Annotated in this window: 16 protein-coding genes; 10 read left to right on the top strand and 6 right to left on the bottom strand. The window is 73.9% G+C overall.

The features are described from left to right. Positions 1-28 precede the first annotated feature (28 nt). Positions 29-1,363, bottom strand: coding sequence for a molybdotransferase-like divisome protein Glp (gene glp / locus V6D49_RS17085; protein ID WP_340560777.1), 1,335 nt, complete (start codon positions 1,361-1,363; stop codon positions 29-31). Continuing rightward, positions 1,360-2,334 carry a UTP--glucose-1-phosphate uridylyltransferase GalU gene (gene galU / locus V6D49_RS17080; RefSeq protein WP_340560775.1) on the bottom strand — a complete coding sequence of 325 codons (975 nt, stop codon included), beginning with the start codon at positions 2,332-2,334 and terminating at the stop codon, positions 1,360-1,362. Before galU ends, glp begins: the two co-directional genes overlap by 4 nt. Positions 2,335-2,477: 143 nt before the next feature. Between galU and V6D49_RS17075 the strand changes: the two genes are divergently transcribed. Continuing rightward, positions 2,478-3,122, top strand: a complete 645-nt coding sequence (locus V6D49_RS17075) for a 5-formyltetrahydrofolate cyclo-ligase (RefSeq protein ID WP_445330539.1) — start codon at positions 2,478-2,480, stop codon at positions 3,120-3,122. Here V6D49_RS17075 and V6D49_RS17070 read toward each other — a convergent pair. Beyond that, a complete protein-coding gene (locus V6D49_RS17070) occupies positions 3,112-5,880 on the bottom strand; it encodes a penicillin acylase family protein (protein ID WP_340560773.1) in 2,769 nt (922 codons plus the stop codon). The two genes, V6D49_RS17075 and V6D49_RS17070, sit on opposite strands and share 11 nt — an antisense overlap. Before the next feature lie 457 nt (positions 5,881-6,337). On the opposite strand from V6D49_RS17070, the gene V6D49_RS17065 reads away from it, so the two are divergent. From V6D49_RS17065 to mscL, 6 genes are all read left to right on the top strand, one after another. After that, entirely contained in the window at positions 6,338-7,882 is a 1,545-nt protein-coding gene (locus V6D49_RS17065; protein WP_340564086.1) for a potassium/proton antiporter, read from the top strand. Positions 7,883-8,095: 213 nt separating this feature from the next. Next, positions 8,096-9,367: an MFS transporter gene (locus V6D49_RS17060; protein ID WP_340560771.1), complete on the top strand. Its 1,272-nt coding sequence runs from the start codon at positions 8,096-8,098 to the stop codon at positions 9,365-9,367. 66 nt (positions 9,368-9,433) lie between these two features. After that, a complete protein-coding gene (locus V6D49_RS17055; RefSeq protein ID WP_340560769.1) occupies positions 9,434-9,775 on the top strand; it encodes an FmdB family zinc ribbon protein in 342 nt (113 codons plus the stop codon). 146 nt (positions 9,776-9,921) lie between these two features. After that, the gene (locus tag V6D49_RS17050) at positions 9,922-10,758 is read left to right on the top strand and encodes an S-methyl-5'-thioadenosine phosphorylase (RefSeq protein ID WP_340560767.1); all 837 of its coding nucleotides are present in this window, start codon (positions 9,922-9,924) and stop codon (positions 10,756-10,758) included. Positions 10,759-10,995: 237 nt separating this feature from the next. Further along, entirely contained in the window at positions 10,996-11,829 is an 834-nt protein-coding gene (locus V6D49_RS17045; RefSeq protein WP_340560766.1) for a hypothetical protein, read from the top strand. A 195-nt stretch (positions 11,830-12,024) separates the two neighbouring features. Beyond that, entirely contained in the window at positions 12,025-12,534 is a 510-nt protein-coding gene (gene mscL / locus V6D49_RS17040) for a large conductance mechanosensitive channel protein MscL (protein ID WP_340560764.1), read from the top strand. 54 nt (positions 12,535-12,588) lie between these two features. Here mscL and V6D49_RS17035 read toward each other — a convergent pair whose 3' ends face one another. Next, entirely contained in the window at positions 12,589-12,798 is a 210-nt protein-coding gene (locus tag V6D49_RS17035) for a hypothetical protein (RefSeq protein WP_340560762.1), read from the bottom strand. Continuing rightward, positions 12,795-13,355, bottom strand: coding sequence for an AMP-binding protein (locus V6D49_RS17030; protein ID WP_340560761.1), 561 nt, complete (start codon positions 13,353-13,355; stop codon positions 12,795-12,797). Before V6D49_RS17030 ends, V6D49_RS17035 begins: the two co-directional genes overlap by 4 nt. Before the next feature lie 112 nt (positions 13,356-13,467). Between V6D49_RS17030 and V6D49_RS17025 the strand changes: the two genes are divergently transcribed. Then, a complete protein-coding gene (locus tag V6D49_RS17025; RefSeq protein WP_340560759.1) occupies positions 13,468-14,520 on the top strand; it encodes a P1 family peptidase in 1,053 nt (350 codons plus the stop codon). A gap of 22 nt (positions 14,521-14,542) precedes the next feature. On the opposite strand, the gene V6D49_RS17020 is transcribed toward V6D49_RS17025, so the two are convergent. Beyond that, positions 14,543-15,553 (bottom strand): sigma-70 family RNA polymerase sigma factor, encoded by a 1,011-nt coding sequence (locus tag V6D49_RS17020; RefSeq protein WP_340560757.1) that lies wholly within the window; start codon positions 15,551-15,553, stop codon positions 14,543-14,545. 781 nt (positions 15,554-16,334) lie between these two features. Between V6D49_RS17020 and V6D49_RS17015 the strand changes: the two genes are divergently transcribed. Further along, positions 16,335-17,189 (top strand): GNAT family N-acetyltransferase, encoded by an 855-nt coding sequence (locus tag V6D49_RS17015; protein WP_340560755.1) that lies wholly within the window; start codon positions 16,335-16,337, stop codon positions 17,187-17,189. Beyond that, positions 17,186-18,058: a lysophospholipid acyltransferase family protein gene (locus tag V6D49_RS17010; protein WP_340560753.1), complete on the top strand. Its 873-nt coding sequence runs from the start codon at positions 17,186-17,188 to the stop codon at positions 18,056-18,058. The genes V6D49_RS17015 and V6D49_RS17010 overlap by 4 nt, the downstream gene beginning before the upstream one ends. Positions 18,059-18,109: the final 51 nt, after the last annotated feature.

Raw genomic sequence — 18,109 nt, 5'->3', positions numbered from 1 at the left:
ACGGGCCGACCGATCCGCGGGACGGACGTCAGCCGAGGGGCACGACGTCCAGCTCGTCGCCGTCGGCCACCCGGGTGCGGGACTCGGGGACGACGATGAGCGAGTCCGCCTGGGCGAGCGCGGCGATGAGGTGGGAACCCGCACCGCCGACCGGCCGCACCTCGCCCGTCCCGCCCGGCGCGGAGGGCGGCCGGTAGGCGCCGCGCAGGAACTGCCGCTTGCCCTCGGGTGAGCCGAGCGGTCCGGCGTCACCGAGCCGCACCACGGCCCGCACCCGGGGCCGGTGGACGTCCTCGCAACCCATCAGCTTACGGATGACGGGCCGGACGAACAGTTCGAAGGAGACGTAGGCGCTCACCGGGTTGCCGGGCAGGGCGAGCAGCGGGACGCGGTCGGGCCCGATCAGTCCGAAGCCCTGCGGCTTGCCGGGCTGCATGGCCAGCCGGCGGAACTCCACACCGCCGCCCCAGGCCATCGGCTCCTCGCCCGGCCGGGAGCCCGTACCGCCGAGGGCCTCCTTGACGACGTCGTACGCGCCGACGCTGACGCCGCCGCTGGTGACGAGGACGTCGGCCCGGACGAGCTGGTCGTCGACGGCGGCGCGCAGGGAGTCGGCGTCGTCGGCGACGGCGCCGACCCGGTAGGCCTGCCCGCCGGCGTCGCGGGCGGCGGCGGCGAGGACGTAGCTGTTCGAGTCGTGGATGCGCCCGGCGCCCAGCTCCTCGCCTGGCGCGACGAGTTCGCTGCCGGTCGACATGACGACGACGCGCGGGCGGGGCCGCACGGGCACGGAGCCGCGCCCGATGGCGGCGAGCAGGCCGAGCTGGGGCGGGCCGAGCACTGTGCCGGCGCGCAGGGCGAGCGTGCCCGCCCCCACGTCGCTGCCGCGCCGGCGCACGTGCTGCCCGGCGCGCACGGCGCGGTGGACGCGGACCTCTCCCCCGGCGCCGGAGGGGTCGGCGGCGTGCGCGGACATGGCGTCGGCGGGGCCGCCGCCGGTGCCGCCGTCGGTCCACTCCACGGGGACGACGGCCTCGGCGCCGGGCGGCAGCGGGGCTCCGGTCATGATGCGGGCCGCCTGTCCCGGGGCGACGGTGGGCGGCTCGGCGCTGCCCGCCGCGACGTCCCCGACGACGGTCAGGACGGCCGGGTACTCCGGTCCGGCACCGTCGACGTCGGCGGTGCGCACGGCGTAGCCGTCCATGGAGCTGTTGTCGAACGGCGGCAGCGGGGCGGGCACGGTCACGTCCTCGACGAGGACGCAGCCCTGTGCCTCCAGCAGGGACAGCTCGATGGGCTCCAGGGGACGGACGGAGGCCAGGACGTCCGCGAGGTGGTCGTCGACGGACCAGATGTCGGTCACAGCCGCACGGCCCCCTGCATCACCGGTTCGAGGTCGCGGCCGTCGGCGTCGGTGCGGGCCGCCGCCTCGTCCATCTCCTTCGCCACGAAGTCGCGCAGCCAGGAGCGGAACTCCGGGCCGAGGTCCTCGCGCTCGCAGGCGAGCCGGACGATGGCGCGCAGGTAGTCGCCCCGATCGCCGGTGTCGTAGCGGCGGCCGCGGAAGACGACGCCGTGGACGGGCCCGCCGAGGGAGGGGTCGGCGGCCAGGGTCTGGAGGGCGTCGGTGAGCTGGATCTCGCCGCCGCGCCCGGGCTCGGTGCGGCCCAGCACGTCGAACACGGCCGGGTCGAGGACGTAGCGGCCGATGATGGCGAGGTTGCTGGGCGCCTCGGCGGTGGCGGGCTTCTCCACCAGGTCGCGGACCTGGACGACGTCCTCGGCCCCGGTGGTCTCCACGGCGGCGCAGCCGTAGAGGTGGATGCTGGCCGGGTCCACCTCCATCAGGGCGATGACGCTGCCGCCGTGCTGCTCCTGCACCTCGGTCATACGGGTGAGCAGCGGGTCGCGCGGGTCGATGAGGTCGTCGCCGAGGAGGACGGCGAACGGCTGGTCCCCGACGTGCGGCGCCGCGCACAGGACGGCGTGTCCGAGGCCCTTCGGGTCGCCCTGACGGACGTAGTGCATGGTGGCCAGTTCGCTGGACTCCTGCACCCGCTCGAGCTTGCGCTCGTCGCCCTTGGTGCGCAGGACCTCCTCCAGCTCGTAGTTGCGGTCGAAGTGGTCCTCCAGGGGGCGCTTGTTGCGCCCGGTGACCATGAGCACGTCCGACAGACCGGCGGCGACCGCTTCCTCGACGACGTACTGGATCGCGGGCTTGTCGACGACCGGGAGCATCTCCTTGGGCGTCGCCTTGGTGGCGGGCAGGAAGCGCGTGCCGAGACCGGCGGCCGGGATGACGGCCTTGCGGATCGGGGTACGTGGCTCAGTCATGTCGGGAACCCTATCTGGTGATTTCTCGCGTACGGACGGAAGTCGGGTGACCCCCCGACGGGTGCCGCCGGGGCGGTGACACCATGCCGTCGAAACGGACGAACGGCGGGGCCGGTCCACGGCCCGCGAGTGAGGACCTCGACGTGACGCACGACCCCCACCCCGGCAGCGGCGGCCCCGGCACGCCGGGCCCCGGACAACCGAAGCGGGCCCTGCGGCGCGTGCTGCTGGAGCGCCGCCGGGCCCTGCCGGAGAAGGACGCGGCCGACGCCGCGGCGGTTCTCGCCGAGCGCGCGCTCAGGCTGCGGGAGCTGGCCGGGGCCCGCACGGTGGCCGCCTACGTCTCCGTCGGACGGGAGCCGGGCACGCGGGAGCTGCTGGACGCCCTGCGCGGGCGCGGGGTCCGGGTGCTGCTGCCCGTGCTGCTGCCGGACGACGACCTGGACTGGGCGGCGTACGGCGGGCCGGGGAGCCTGCGCCGCGCCGGGCGCGGACTGTGGGAACCGGACGGCCCCCGGCTGGGGGCCGCCGCCGTCACCGGGGCGGACGCCGTCCTGCTGCCGGGGCTCGCGGTGGACGCCACCGGGCTGCGGCTGGGCCGGGGCGGCGGCTCCTACGACCGGGTGCTGGCGCGGCTGGCCGGGGCCGGGGCGGACCCGGCGCTCGTCGTCCTGCTGTACGACGACGAGCTGCTGCCCGTCGTACCGGCCGAGCCGCACGACCGGCCGGTGCACGCCGCCGTCACTCCGTCCGGCGTGCACCGCTTCGGGCGGGGCGCTACGGGGTGAGCGCCATGGTGTCCTCGGCCGACGCGTCCACGGCCTCCCGGCTGTAGGCCCAGGGCAGCAGCTCGCCCTTCGCCCACAGGTCGGTCTGGTCGGTGTAGTGCGGGTGGTAGGCGTGCCCGGAGGCGCCGGTGAGGTTGATCCAGCGGGACTTGTCGAAGTCCTCCAGGTTCACCACCATCCGCATGGACGGCACCCAGACGACGTCGTAGCCGCCTGCGGCGTTCCAGCCGGTGGCGTTGACGGCGTCCTTGCCGCCGGGCACCTCCCACGGGCCGCGGTTCAGCATGCGCTGCACCAGGCCGGGTCCTGCGGTGCCGAGGGTCTGGTTCTCCAGCATCAGGCGGTGGAGGCGGCCCCAGCTCCAGGTGTCGATGTTCTTGCCCAGTTTGGTGGTGAGTTCCCAGCGGGCGTCCTTCATGGCCCGCGCCAGCAGCTCGTCGCGTCCCTCGGTGGCCGGGGTGTCCAGGCCGTCGGCGGGGGCGGACCACCAGGCGTTGTCGGGATCCTCCACCAGGCGGCGCACGATCTCGAACCAGCGGTCGCCGCCGTCGGGCTGCGCGGCGTCGGGGGCGCGCGTGCCGCACTCGCGCACGGTGCGGGCGGTGCCGTCCAGGTCCTCCAGCGGACCGGAGTCGTCGGCCGGACGCACCCGCAGGCACTCGCCCTCGACCCGCAGCTCCTTGGGCAGCTTGTTGCCGAAGGCCAGCATGAGCAGGTTGCGCCAGACGCCGTTGAAGTAGGCGGCCGGGGCGGAGTCCGCGTCCTGCGTGTAGTCCCAGCCCTCCAGGAGCTGCTGCGCCTCGCGGACGTAGGGGTCCTCGACGTCGATCTTGAGCAGGTACGGCACCAGGAGCTTGGCGATCTCGCTGCTGCTGTCGGACTGCATGGACTGCATGTCGTCCATGGAGACCTTGCCGCCGTCCTCGATCTTGGACTGGATGAGGTCGTTGATGCGCTGGCTGCGGGCGCCGTAGCTCCAGTCCTCGGTCAGCAGGTAGGGGTAGGTCTCCTGGTCGATGACCGCCTGGTTGGCGGTGACGATGTAGCCGCGCTCGGGGTTGTACTCGTAGGGCAGCGCGGACTGTTCCACGTAGCCGGTCCACTCGTAGTCCGGGTCCCAGCCCGGTGCCGGGTAGCGGCCGTCGCCCTTGCCGCGCACGGGGATGCGGCCGGGGGCCTGGTAGCCGATGTTGCCCTCGGTGTCGGCGTAGACCAGGTTCTGGGAGGGGACGGCGAAGTCGGCGGCGGCCGCGCGGAACTCCTCGAAGTCGCTCGCCTTGTTGATCTTGAAGACGGCGTCCATGGTGTTCGACGGGGACAGGGCCGTCCAGCGCAGGGAGACGGCGTACCCGTCGCCCCGGTCGGGCGCCGGACCGGTGACGGGCGCGCCCTCGCCGACGCGGGACAGCTCGGTGTTCCGGTCCGACACGATGGGTCCGTGCCGGGTGGAGCGCACGGTGATCTCGCGGTCCTTCCCCCCGGCCACCTTGATGACCTCGGTGCGCGTCTCGTAGGGGACCATCTCGCCGTCGTACAGGTAGCGGCCGTCCTCGATCTTCTCCAGGTAGAGATCGGTGACGTCGGCGCCGAGGTTCGTCAGCCCCCAGGCGATGTCCTGGTTGTGGCCGATGACGACGCCCGGCAGACCCGCGAAGGTGAAGCCGGAGACCTCGTACGGGCAGCGCTCGCTGACCTTCTTGCAGTGCAGGCCCATCTGCGTCCAGACCGAGGGCAGCTGCGGGGCCAGGTGCGGGTCGTTGGCGAGCAGCGGACGGCCGGTCGTCGTGTAGTCGCCCGAGACCACCCAGGAGTTGGACCCGATACCGCTGCCGTTCGGGCCGAGCAGCGCGGGCAGGTCGTCCAGCGACGCGGCCAGCCCGCCGAGCTGCGTGCTCACCTCACCGGGCAGCGCGTCGTCCGGCCCGGTGCCGTCGGCGGCGTCCCCGGGGGCGGGGTCGGGATCGGAGGCGGCGTCAGGGGCTGCGTCAGGACTGGCGTCGGAGTCGGCGTCGGGGAGGAAGGTCTCCGTCGCCTCGTCGACCGCGCCGCCCTCCACGATCGGGCGGTGCCGCTCGGTGGGGTAGTCGGGGTAGAGGTCCTCGATCTCCTCCTCGTCGAGCCGTGTCGACAGCAGCGAGCGGTCGATCTCGTCCTCGACGTTGCCGCGCAGGTCCCAGGCCATGGCCTTGAGCCAGGCGACCGAGTCGACGGGCGTCCAGGGCTGCGGCTCGTACGCGTCGTTGACGAGGCCGAGTGCCGCGTACTCCAGCGAGAGCTCCGCGCCGCCGTGCTCCTCCAGGTAGGCGTTGACCCCGGCCGAGTACGCCGTGAGGTGGTCCTTGGTCTCCTCGGACAGCTCCGTCTCGTACTCCTCCTTCGCCACGTCGTGCCAGCCGAGCGTGCGGAGGAAGGCGTCCGTGCGGACCTGCTCCTCGCCGAACATCTCCGAGAGCCGACCCGCCGTGGTGTGCCGGCGCACGTCCATCTCCCAGAACCGGTCCTGGGCGTGGACGAAGCCCTGCGCCATGAACAGGTCCTCGGCGCTGGACGCGTAGATCTGCGGGACGCCGTTGCCGTCCCGCTTCACCTCGACCGTGCCGGACAGACCCTCCAGTTGCACCGAGCCGGTCGTCTGGGGGAAGGAGGCGCGGACGGTGCCGACCGTCCAGAAGCCCCCGGCGACCAGCCCCCCGACGAGCAGCAGCACCAGAGTGATCACAACCAGGCGGGCGCGCCGGGACCGTTTCTTGACGGGCATCGCTGTCCTTCGGGGCAGGGTGGGACCTTACGACCTATGGATTCCGGGGGGATTCCGTGCTGGAGCAACTGTAGGCGGAGGCGATGCGGAGTCTTGCGGCGAGTGCTGCTCCACCCCATGCCGTCCCCATGCCGTCACCAGGCCTTCACCGGGCCCCGACGGTCATGGGATGGTAAATTGTTAGACTAGGCAACGAATATTAACGGCTTCTTAGCGCGCGGACGGGCTTGCGCGGCACCGTTTCGGCTGAAGCGGCGCCCGTGCCGGGCCGGTTCACGGACGGGTGCCCCGACCGTCGGGGGGACCGGTGATCGCGCGGCCTCGCGGTCGCCGCCGCCCGACCGGCGCCACGTACGACCGAGCCCGCCGCCCGCACCACCCGACGGGTTGGCGGGCCGACGAGACGGACGACCGACCAGATCGACGAGACCGAGACCAGAAGAGAGAGGACCGGCCCCTGACTGTCGACCGCCTCAACGAACTCCTGCTCGCCTGCGCACTCGTGCTCCTGGTCGCGGTGGCGGCCGTGCGGCTCTCCACGCGCAGCGGGCTCCCCACCCTGCTCATCTATCTGGGCATCGGCGTCACGATGGGTCAGGACGGGCTGGGGGTGGAGTTCAGCGACCCCGAGCTGATGCAGGTGCTCGGCTACGCCGCCCTCGTGATGATCCTCGCCGAGGGCGGGCTCGCGACGAAATGGCGGGAGATCCGCCCGGCGGTGGGCGGTGCGGCGGTGCTCGCGACGTTCGGCGTGGCGATCAGCGTGCTCGTCACGGCGGCGGCGGCGCACTACCTCGTGGGGCTGTCCTGGCAGTTGTCCCTGATCCTCGGCGCGGTCGTCTCCTCCACGGACGCGGCCGCCGTCTTCTCCGTCCTGCGGGTGATCCCGCTGCCGCGCAGGCTGAGCGGCATGCTGGAGGCGGAGTCCGGCTTCAACGACGCGCCCGTCGTCATCCTCGTCGTCGCGTTCTCGGCCCTCGCCACCGACCCGCAGCCCTGGTACCAGCTCGTCGGCACGATCGTGTTCCAGCTGGCGGTCGGCGTCCTGTGCGGCCTCGGCGTCGGCAAGCTCGGTGAGCTGGGGCTGCGGCGCATCGCCCTGCCCGCCTCCGGTCTCTACCCGATCGCCGTGCTGGCGCTGTGCGTCCTCTCCTACGCCGTGGGCGCGCTCGCCCACGGAAGCGGCTTCCTCGCCACCTACATCACCGGCCTCATCCTCGGCAACGCCAAGCTGCCGCACCGTCCCGCCGTGCGCGGGTTCGCCGACGGGGTCGCGTGGATCGCCCAGATCGGCCTCTTCGTGCTGCTGGGCCTGCTCGCCACGCCGAGCGCGCTCACGGCCGACTTCTGGCCCGCCATCCTCATCGGCCTGGCCCTGACGCTGGTGGCCCGCCCGCTGTCCGTCGTGGTGAGCCTGACGCCGTTCCGGATGCCGTGGCGGCAGCAGATGCTCATGTCGTGGGCCGGGCTGCGCGGCGCCGTGCCCATCGTCCTCGCGACGATCCCGATGGTGGCCGGGATCGAGCAGAGCGACCGGATCTTCAACATCGTGTTCGTGCTCGTCGTCGTCTACACCCTCGTGCAGGGCCCGACCCTGCCGTGGCTGGCGCGGAAACTGCGGCTGGGCGCCACCGACGGCGCCACGGACGTCGACATCGAGTCCGCACCGCTGGAACGGCTGCGCGGTCACCTGCTCTCCGTCTCGATCCCCTCGGCGTCCCGCATGCACGGCGTGGAGATCAACGAGCTCCGGCTGCCGCCGGGCTCGGCGGTGACGCTCGTCGTCCGCAACGGCAAGAGCTTCGTCCCGACGCCGACGACCGTCCTTATGCGCGGGGACGAACTCCTCGTCGTCGCCACCAACGCCGTGCGGGACCAGGCCGAGCAGCGGCTCATCGCCGTCGGCCGGGGCGGCAAGCTCGCGGGGTGGCTCGGCCGCCGCCCGCACCCGGGGCCGCCCGGCGTCTCCGGCCCGCCGGGACGCTCGGCGCCGAGCCGCTGAACCACCGAGTCGCTGAGCCTCTGACCTTGGAATACCAGGCAGAACGTACGGGTTACACTGCGAGTACCCAGACACGTTTTCCCCGACCCTGCCTGATGCAGAGCCGGCGTCACCGGTGTGAACCACCCGGTGCGACGCGAGCGGACGGCTCTCGGTGCGCACAAGCCCCGTTCGATCCGGGTGCGCACTACCAGGCGGCAGAAAGGCACGGCCGTGGCGTCGAAGCCCGGCTACCGTCAGCTGTTGCGCACCCCGGGTGCGTGGTCCTTCCTTCTCCCCGGCTTCCTGGCCCGGCAGCCGTTCGCGATGCTCACCATCGGCATCGTGCTGCTCGTCCAGCACACCACCGGGTCCTTCGGGGCCGCCGGCGCCGTCTCGGCGGCCACCGGCGTCTCCATGGCGCTGTGCGCCCCGCAGGTGGGCCGCCTCGCCGACCGGTTCGGGCAGCGCGCCGTCCTGGTCCCCGGCGCACTCGCCCACGCGACCGCCGTCACCGCGCTCATCACCCTGGCCCTCACCGGCGCCCCGCTGTGGGCGCTCCTGCTCGTCGCCGTGCCCACCGGCGCGTCGGTGCCGCAGATCGGCCCCATGGTGCGGGCCCGCTGGGCGCACCGGCTCGGCGGTGGTCCGCTGCTGCCGACGGCCGCCGCCTTCGAGTCCGTCACCGACGAGCTGACGTTCGTCGTCGGACCGGTCCTGGCCACCGCCCTGTGCACCGGCGTGCACCCCGCCGCCGGTCTCGTCGCCGAAGCGGTCCTGACGGTCGTCGGCGGCCTGGTGTTCGCGGCCCAGACCCGCACGGCTCCGCCCGCCCACCGCGACACCCTCGCGGGCCGCTCCGGCGGCTCGGCCCTCGCCGAGCCCGGCGTCCGCGTGCTCATCCCCGTCTTCCTGGGCATCGGTGCCGTCTTCGGCGGCCTCCAGGTCTCCTTCACGGCGTTCACCGAGGCCATCGGCCAGCCCGCCGCGAACGGACTGCTCTACGGCGTCTTCGCGGGCGGCAACATGCTCGCGGGCGTCGCCTGCGGCGTGATCGCCTGGCGCTCCGAGGCGCACCACCGGCTGCCCCGCGCCTACGCCGTCCTGGCACTGGTGACCGTGCCGCTGTGGTTCGCCGCTTCCGACGGCTCCCCGGTGCTGCTCGGTGCGGTGGGTCTGCTGGTCGGCCTCGCCACGGCACCGGCGATGATCACCGGGTTCACCCTGGTGGAGCGACTCGTCCCGGCCCGGTCGCGCACCGAGGCGTTCACCTGGCTGACCGGCTCCGTGGCGCTGGGCCAGGCCCTCGCGGCCACCACGGCGGGCCAGCTGACCGACGGGTTCGGCTCCACGGCCGGTTTCACCGTCCCGCTCGCCGGAACGGCGCTGGCCGCGCTCGCCGTCGTGACCCTGCGCCGACACCTGGCACCGCGCCCCGCACAGCCGGCCGACGCCCGCGTCGTGGCACGTGGCGCCGATCACCGTGTGCCCGTCGCAGTGGACTAAGCCGCCGGAATGCTGCACCATGGAGCGTCGTTAGCACTCCACAGGGACGAGTGCCAGGAGGAGCAAGTGCCGACCTACCAGTACCAGTGCACCGAGTGCGGCGAGGGCCTTGAGGCGGTGCAGAAGTTCACCGACGATTCCCTCACCGACTGCCCGAGCTGCTCGGGACGCCTGAAGAAGGTGTTCTCCGCCGTCGGCATCGTGTTCAAGGGCTCCGGGTTCTACCGGAACGACAGCCGCGGCTCGTCGTCCAGCAGCAGCCCGGCGTCGGGTTCGTCCGGCTCCTCGGGCTCGTCCGGCTCCGGTTCCTCGGATGCGGGCTCCGGCTCGTCGGGGGCCGGCTCGTCGTCGGACAAGAGCGCGGCGAAGAGCGACACGAAGCCCGCCGCCACCACCTCCGCGGCCTGACGTCTCCCGTCCGGGCCCGGTGGCGCGCTGACGCCCCCGGCGTCGTCGCGCGGCCGGCCCACCGCCGCCCGTACCGGCCGCCGCCGGCGCGGGCGGCGGCCCGGCACGTCGGGTCACCCTCGGCGGGCGGCGCTTAAGGTGTGCGCATGACGACACCTCCGCAGGCCGACATCGGCGTCATTGGCGGCTCCGGCTTCTACTCCTTCCTGGACGACGTCACCGAGGTGCCGGTGACCACGCCCTACGGAGAGCCCAGCGACGCCCTCTTCGTCGGGGAGCTGGCCGGCCGCAGGGTCGCGTTCCTGCCCCGTCACGGCCGCGACCACACCCTGCCGCCGCACCGCATCAACTACCGCGCCAACCTGTGGGCCCTGCGTGCCGCCGGGGTGCGCCAGGTGCTCGGACCGTGCGCGGTCGGGGGGCTCCAGGAGAAGTTCGGGCCCGGCACGCTCGTCGTACCCGACCAGCTCGTGGACCGGACCAGGTCACGGGCGCAGTCCTACTTCGACGGTGAGGAGCGGGCCGACGGGCAGCGGCCCAACGTCGTGCACGTCACCTTCGCCGACCCCTACTGCGAGACGGGCCGGGAGGCCGCCCTGAGCGCCGCCCGGGGCCGGGAGTGGGAACCGGTGGACGGCGGCACGATGGTCGTCGTCGAGGGGCCGAGGTTCTCCACCCGCGCGGAGTCCCTGTGGCACGCCGCGCAGGGCTGGGCCGTGGTCGGTATGACGGGCCACCCGGAAGCCGTGCTCGCCCGCGAACTCGGCCTCTGCTACAGCTCACTCGCCCTGGTCACCGACCTGGACGCCGGGGCGGAGACGGGCGAGGGCGTCTCGCACTCCGAGGTGCTGGAGGTCTTCCGGGAGAACCTGGGACGGCTGCGCACGGTCCTGTTCGACGCCGTGGCCGCCCTGCCCGCCACCCGTTCCTGCGGCTGCGCGGACGCACTGGCCGGCTTCGACCCGGGTATCGCCCTGCCGTGACGCGGGCGGCCCGTGCCGTGCGCGCCGCCACCCGTGCCGTGCGGGCGGCGGCGCCCGACCGTGCCCGGGGGCTGTAGGGATGAGCGCCAGGGGAGCGTGGCGGTGTTCGTGAGGGACGCGTTGTGGGCGGCGTGGCCGAAGTTGTCCACAACCGGGGAGTAATCCACAGGCCCCAGCGCCATCGGGGCGGGTGCGGCACCGTGAGGGAGTCGTCGTTCCCGAAGCGAGGTGCTGTCGATGTCTTCTTCCGCTGCTCTTTCCGCCGATCCGTCCGCTACCGATCCGTCCGCCACGACCACGGCGTCCGTCGCCTCCACGGCATCCGCCACGACCACCGTCGCCGCTGCGGTCCCGCCGCCGGACCCGCCCACGGACGTGCCGCCGACCGCCGCCGTACCCTCCTTCCCCCCGGTCCGGGCGGGTGGGCTCCTCCGGCACCGCCTGCGCGCGGGGTTGCGTCGGGCCCGTCGCACGGCAGCCGTGGGCCTGGGCGTCGCAGCCGTGCTGCTCGTCGCGCTCGGGCCGCCGGGCGCGCACGACCGTCCCCGGGCCGGGGGCGGGGGCCCTCCGTCCGACGACGGTGATCGGGCCGTGGCCGTGGGCGCCGCCGGGTCGGTGCCGGGTGCGTCGGCCGGGGGCGACGACGGCCGCCCACCCGACGACGCCCTGGTACGGGCTCCGGTACGGCTGGCCGACCCGGGCGTCGTCCGGCTGCTGAAGCCGGGCGACCGGGTGGACGTCCTCGCGGGCCCGGCCCCGGAGCCTCCCGGAGGTGTCACGGCGGCCACCGGGGCCGCCGACGTCCTCGCTTCCCGGGCCCGGGTCGTGGCCGTGCCCGAACCGGGCGTGCCCGGCGAGGCCCGCGACGTCGCGGGCGGCGACGTCGCGGGCGGGGACCTAGCAGGCGGAGCCGTCGCGTCGGGCGCTGCTTCGGGCGGTGTGGCGGGCGGTGTGGCACAGACGATTGCGGGGGACGGGGCCCTGGTGGTTCTGTCGGTACCGCGTTCGATCGCGGCCCACCTCGTCGGACGCGCCGCCGAGGGATCTCCGCTGGCTGTGACGCTGTGGTGAGGGCGGAGCCCCGGGGCACGGCCGGGGCCGTCCGCACTGGTGCCCGCAGGCCCGACCGTACGGGGTCACCGGATTGGACAGCCGGGAGGGCACTCGTGCAGCGTGCCCGATGCGGTGTCCCGGAAGCATGCCCTCCGGCGGGTGCCGCAGCCCGTCCACCAGCGTGTGCCGCAGCGTGCACAGAAAGGCAGTCCGTTGAGCGAGAAGCAGAGCGTCCTGGCGGGATTCAAGGAATTCCTGATGCGGGGCAACGTGGTCGAACTCGCGGTCGCCGTCGTGATCGGCGCCGCGTTCACCAAGATCGTGAACGCCGTGGTCGAGGGCGTGATCAACCCCGTGGTCGGCGCCATCGGCCCGAAGGACCTGGACGCCTACCAGTCCTGCCTGAAGGCGCCCTGCTCCGTGGACCCGGAGACGGGCGAGGCGATCGGCATCTCGATCCAGTGGGGCTTGGTGCTCAGCGCGTCCATCACCTTCCTGATGACCGCCGCCGTCGTCTACTTCCTCATGATCATGCCGATGAACCGCTACAAGCAGCGCGTCGCGGCTCGCACACCCGTGGTGGAGACCCCGCCGACGAAGACGGAGCTGGACGTCCTGACCGAGATCCGCGACGCCCTCGTCACCCAGCGCACGTCCTCCGAGGAGCACGGGGGTGCAACGGTGGGAGCGCCCCGCGAAGGCGGGCAGAGCCCGAAGCCCTGAGGCACACGCTCACGGCGGACGCGAAGGACAGGGCGGTGTCGGGGCCGGCCAGCGTCACAGATGGTGCGGTGGCTTCTCGTCCAGGAAGCGCGCCAGGTCGCCGGCCGCGCCCGCGCCCCCCGAGGGGGCGTCCCCCCAGCCGCTGTCGGAGTCGTCCGCCGAGGGACGGCTCAGTGGGTCGCCGAAGTCCAGCGCCGCGGCAGGGTCGCGCGGGGGCCGGGGGGTGGGCCGGTCCGGTGCGGACGGCTCTCGCGGTGCGGTCATACCTCCAGCCTAGCCAGGGCCTCGTGCCACCAGAGGTCGCGCCCGGGTGTCCACGGCACCGGCCGCGCCACCTGGTGCACGACGATCACGGAGCGCACGGCCGGACAGCCGTCCAACACCCGCTCGACGAGCTGCTTCGCCGGATAGATCCGACCGGCGTGCACGCAGCTGTCCGCGACGACCAGGACGCCCGCCCCCGAGCTCCGAATGCGCTCGCGCAGGAGGGGCGACCCGGCGCCGACCGGCAGGCTGACACGCACCGCGTCCAGTCGGCCGCACGCCATCGTCACCGCGACGGATTCCGGCGACATCGGCAGCAGGACGGCCACCCGCTCCGCCGGCCGAACGCCCTGCCGGGCGAGCGTCCCGGCGACGCGGCGCGCCTGTTCCAACAGCCGGACGTGCAGGTACTCGGCGGCGGGCTGCGGAACGGCGACGTCCGGCGCCCCGGGTCCGGCGTCCTGTTGCGGCTCCCGCTCCGCCTGCGCGCGCGGAGCCGCGTTCGGAGCGGGCCGGGGAACCGGGTGGCTGAGGGTCTGCTGCTGATCGGCCGACATACCGGTAAGCGTCGAGGGGCCGCATGAACGTCTGATCAACGTTCGTTGTACGCGCACGGGCCGCTGTCCTTGCCGTCTCCCACCGCGCCGTCGCAGCTGGTACCCATGTTCCGTGGCTGACGAAACCGGATCGACGGAAACGACCGAACCCACGCGGCGCGACGCCCTGACCGACGTGCCCGGGATGCGTGTCGGACACGCGGAGCGGGTGGGCGACGGCTGGCTGACGGGCACCACCGTGGTGCTGGCGCCCCCGGGCGGGGCAGTCGCCGCCGTGGACGTGCGCGGAGGTGGGCCGGGCACCCGTGAGACCGACGCGCTCGACCCGCGCAACGTCGTGCAGCGGGTCGACGCCGTCGTCCTCACCGGCGGCAGCGCCTTCGGTCTGGACGCGGCCTCGGGCGTCGCGGCGTGGCTGGAGGAGCAGGGTCGTGGTGTGCCGGTCGGCCCCGACCCCGCGCAGGTCGTGCCGGTCGTTCCCGCAGCCTGCCTCTTCGACCTGGGGCGGGGCGGCGAGTGGCGGGCCCGCCCCGACGCCGCACTCGGCCGGGCGGCCGTATCCGCCGCGCACGCGAGCGGCCCGGACGTGCCCCAGGGCAACGTGGGTGCGGGCGCGGGGGCGGTCACGGCCGGGCTCAAGGGGGGCGTCGGCACGGCGGCCACAGTGCTGCCCTCCGGAGCGACGGTCGCGGCTCTGACGGTCGTCAACGCCGTCGGCTCTGTCCTGGACCCGGCCTCGGGCGCGCTCTACGGCGAGCTGTTCTCCGGCCGGTACGTCGTTCCGGACGCCGAGCGCCACGCGGCGGCCCGGGAGCGGCTGGACCGTTCGCGGGCGTCCCTGGGCATGCCGCCCCTGAACACGACCCTGGCGGTGATCGCCACGGACGCCTCCCTGACCAAGGCGCAGGTGCAGAAGCTCGCCGGATGCGCTCATGACGGGCTCGCCCGCGCGATCCGGCCCGCGCACCTCCTGCACGACGGCGACACCGTGTTCGGCCTCGCCACCGGGAAGCGGGACCCGGCCGACGTCATGGAGGCGAACGCCATCCTGGCGGCCGGCGCCGACGTTCTGACGCGCGCAGTGGTCAAGGCGGTGCTCGCCGCCGAGACCGTCCGGGCGGGCGGCCGTGAGTTCCCTTCCTACCGGGACCTGTACGGCGGCTGACCGCTCCGGCCGACCGGCGGAGCTACGCCGCCGCGTCGAAGCCGGTGTCGTGCGCCATGCGCTTCAGCTCCAGCAGCGCGTGCTTCTCGATCTGCCGGATGCGTTCCCGGGTGAGGCCGTGCTGCTTGCCGACCTCGGTGAGCGTGCGCTCGCGACCGTCCTCGATGCCGTACCGGGCGCGGATGATGGACGCCGTCCGGTGGTCGAGGCGGCCTATGAGGCTCTCCAACTCCTCACTGCGCAGCAGCGTGAGCACGGACTGCTCGGGAGAGACGGCCGAGGTGTCCTCCAGGAGATCACCGAACTGCGTCTCGCCCTCGTCGTCCACCGACATGTTGAGGCTCACGGGATCGCGCGCCCAGTCCAGCACGTCCGTGACGCGCTCGGGCGTGGAGCCCAGTTCGGCGGCGATCTCCGTCGCCTCGGGGTCCCGCCCGTGCTCGCGGTTGAACTCACGCTGGACGCGCCGGATGCGGCCCAGCTCCTCGACGAGGTGGACGGGCAGCCTGATCGTCCGCGACTGGTCGGCTATGGAGCGCGTGATGGCCTGACGGATCCACCACGTCGCGTACGTGGAGAACTTGAAGCCCTTGGTGTAGTCGAACTTCTCCACGGCGCGCACCAGGCCGGCGTTGCCCTCCTGGATGAGGTCGAGCAGGGGCAGACCACTGCGGGGGTAGCGCCGGGCCACGGCCACGACGAGCCGGAGGTTGGAGCGGATGAACACGTCCTTGGCGCGCTCGCCCTCGGCCACGATCACCTCCAGCTCCTCCCGCGTGGCGTGCGCTCCCGCGCCGTCCGCGATCGGTTCCTCCTCGCCGTTCAGCAGACGCTGGGCGTAGACGCCGGCCTCGATGGCGAGGGACAGCTCCACCTCCTTCGCCGCGTCCAGCAGTGGCGTACGGGCGATCTCGTCCAGGTACATGCCGACCAGATCACGGTCGGCGACATCGCCGCTCGCGCGCGCACTGGTTGCCCTTTCAGCGCCTTCGGTGGCGGGCTGCTGACGACGGGCGACGGCACGGGTTGCCATGCGCTCTCCCTTGCGTGTGTCACTTGCCGGGCGGTGGCGGAACCGGGTGCCCGGGGTGAAGGACGCCCGGAGCGCCTTCCTCCCCTGACCGGGTAACCGTTTCCGAACATCTCAACGAGTCGAATCGGGACAGAATTCCCAATGCGCCCGCTATTTTTTCGATCATGCAGTACCCTGACCCCCCGCAGGTGCGCGGGCGAGAGCCGACAGGCCCGACGGACGTGCAGGTCAGATCGGGCGGGGAGGGCTTCCTCGCGGTCACGGCGGGCTCCGCCGCTCCGAGGTGGCCGAGACGTCGATCACATCCGCCATGCTGCCGTTCACCCCCGTCGAGCGACGTCCGCGACTGCTCTCCTCCAAGGACGGCACCCGCCCGCTCCCGGTTGCGCCGGGAAACGGTGGCGCGCCCCCTGGCGCGGCCGGAGGGCCGGACGTCTCCTGCCGTCCCGATGAGGGCCGCGTACCCGGAGCGCTCCCGCTTACGCGGCCGACGCCGCTCCCTCACCGGACCCGCCGCCGTCGCCCGCGCCGGGCGGGCGCCCCGCCGCTTCCGGGACGGTGCCGGGTACGGAGCCCGGTACGGGACGTCACCGACGGGTGAACGCGGCAGGACGAGCCGCGCCGCATCCCCCTACGGACGGGTGCCGTACCCCTATGTCGCCGCCCGCCTCCGGACACGGGCCGGGCTCCCGGTGACGCTGGCGTGCGGGCGCGACGTCCTCGCGCCCGGACGTGACACGTCCGACAGGTTCCGGGACGCGCAACGGAAGCGAGAGTCACCATGCCCCCGCCCGCCACACCCGCCACCACCGCACCCGACTCCACCACCGCACCCGACTCCCCCGGCGCACCCGCCGCCGCCGACGCACCCGCCGCCGCAACGCCCCGCGCGGCGGCGTACACCGCGTCGATCGCGCACACGGCCGAGGAGATCCGGGCCGCCCAGCGCCTGCGCTACCGGGTCTTCAGCGACGAGTTGGGGGCACGGCTGCACACCCCGCTGGCCGGTCACGACGTGGACGACGTCGACGGCCTCGCCGATCATCTCGTCGTGACGGAGCGCGCCACCGGCGCCGTCGTCGGCACCTACCGCCTGGTGCCGCCGGGCCGTGGCGACCGCCTCTACTCGGACGGCGAGTTCGACCTGACGGCGCTCGCCCCGCTGCGCCCGTCACTGGTCGAGGCGGGCCGCTCCTGCGTCGACCCTGAGCACCGCAACGGCACGGTGATCAACCTCCTGTGGTCGGCCCTCACCCGCTACGTGCTGCTCTCCGGGCACCGCTACCTCGCCGGCTGCGCCTCCGTCCCGCTGGCCGACGGCGAGCGGGCCGCGCACACCGCCCTGCGTCTGGCCGAGGGCCGGCACGCCGCCCCCGCGCAGTTGCGCGTCACTCCGCACCGGCCGTGGCGCCCCACCGAGCCGTTCACCGAGCCGTTCACCGAGCGACCCTCCCCCGCCGACCTGCCGCCCCTCCTGCGCGGGTACCTGCGCATCGGGGCGTGGCTGTGCGGACCGCCCGCGTACGACCCCGAGTTCGGCACCGCCGACTTCTTCACGCTGCTGGACATGGAGCGCCTGGGCGACCGCTACCGGCGCTACTTCCTCGGCACGTCCCCCGACGGAGCCGGGAGATGACGCTGTGGCGCGTCACCTCCCCGTGCACCGTGCGGTGTGTGGGGCCGAGCGCGCAGCCGGTGCCCGCCACGACGGCAGCCCGACGTCTGGCGGCCGTCACCGCCACGGTCGGCCGCGCCTTCCGCGACGGTGAGCGGCTCGCCGACCCGCTCCTGCTGCGGGAGCGGGCCCGGTCCGTCCTCGGCGCGCTCGGCGTCACGTTGGAGACGCAGGGCGTGCCCCTGCCGTCCGTGGCGCCGGACGGCAGGGGCACGGGTGGCAGTGGGGCGGACGGCAGGGCCACGGGCGGCACCGGCCCTCCGGGCACACTCATCGTCGCCAACCACATCTCCTGGCTGGACGCCGTCGCGCTGCTCGCCGTCGTGCCGACGCCGCTGCTCGCGAAGCGGGACGTGGCCGGCTGGCCGGTGCTGGGGCGGCTGGCCGGACGGGCCGGCACCCTGTTCCTCGACCGCGACGCCGTCCGGACACTGCCCGACGCCGTCGCCGAGATCGCCGCCGTCCTGCGCTCGGGGCGGAACGTCGCGCTCTTCCCCGGCGCCACGACGTGGTGCGCGCCGCCCGGTGGCGCCTTCCGCCGTGCCACGTTCCAGGCCGCCGTCGACGCGGGCGCGCCCGTCCAGCCGGTGAGCCTCGGGTACCGCCAGTTCGGCGCGCCCAGCACCGTCCCGGCCTACGTCGGTGCGGCGTCGTTCGGCACGTCGCTGCGACGCGTGGCGCGGGCCTCCGGGCTGTCCGTCACCGTGCGGGCCCATCCTCCGTTCGCGTCCGACGGCCTCACCCGTCGCGAACTGGCCGCCCGCGCGCAGGCGTCCGTGAGGGGCGCCCTCGAAGCTCCCGCCCCGACCCGGCTCCGGGTGCCCGTCTGACGCACGCCTCGGGGCGGCCCGGCCCTCGGCCGAACCGCCCCTGTGCACCGG

The sequence above is a fragment of the Streptomyces sp. GSL17-111 genome (assembly GCF_037911585.1).
In the GTDB taxonomy this organism is placed as follows: domain Bacteria; phylum Actinomycetota; class Actinomycetes; order Streptomycetales; family Streptomycetaceae; genus Streptomyces.
The sequence above is the reverse complement of the archived record's forward strand: the minus strand, read 5'-3'. Positions and strand labels throughout refer to the sequence as shown.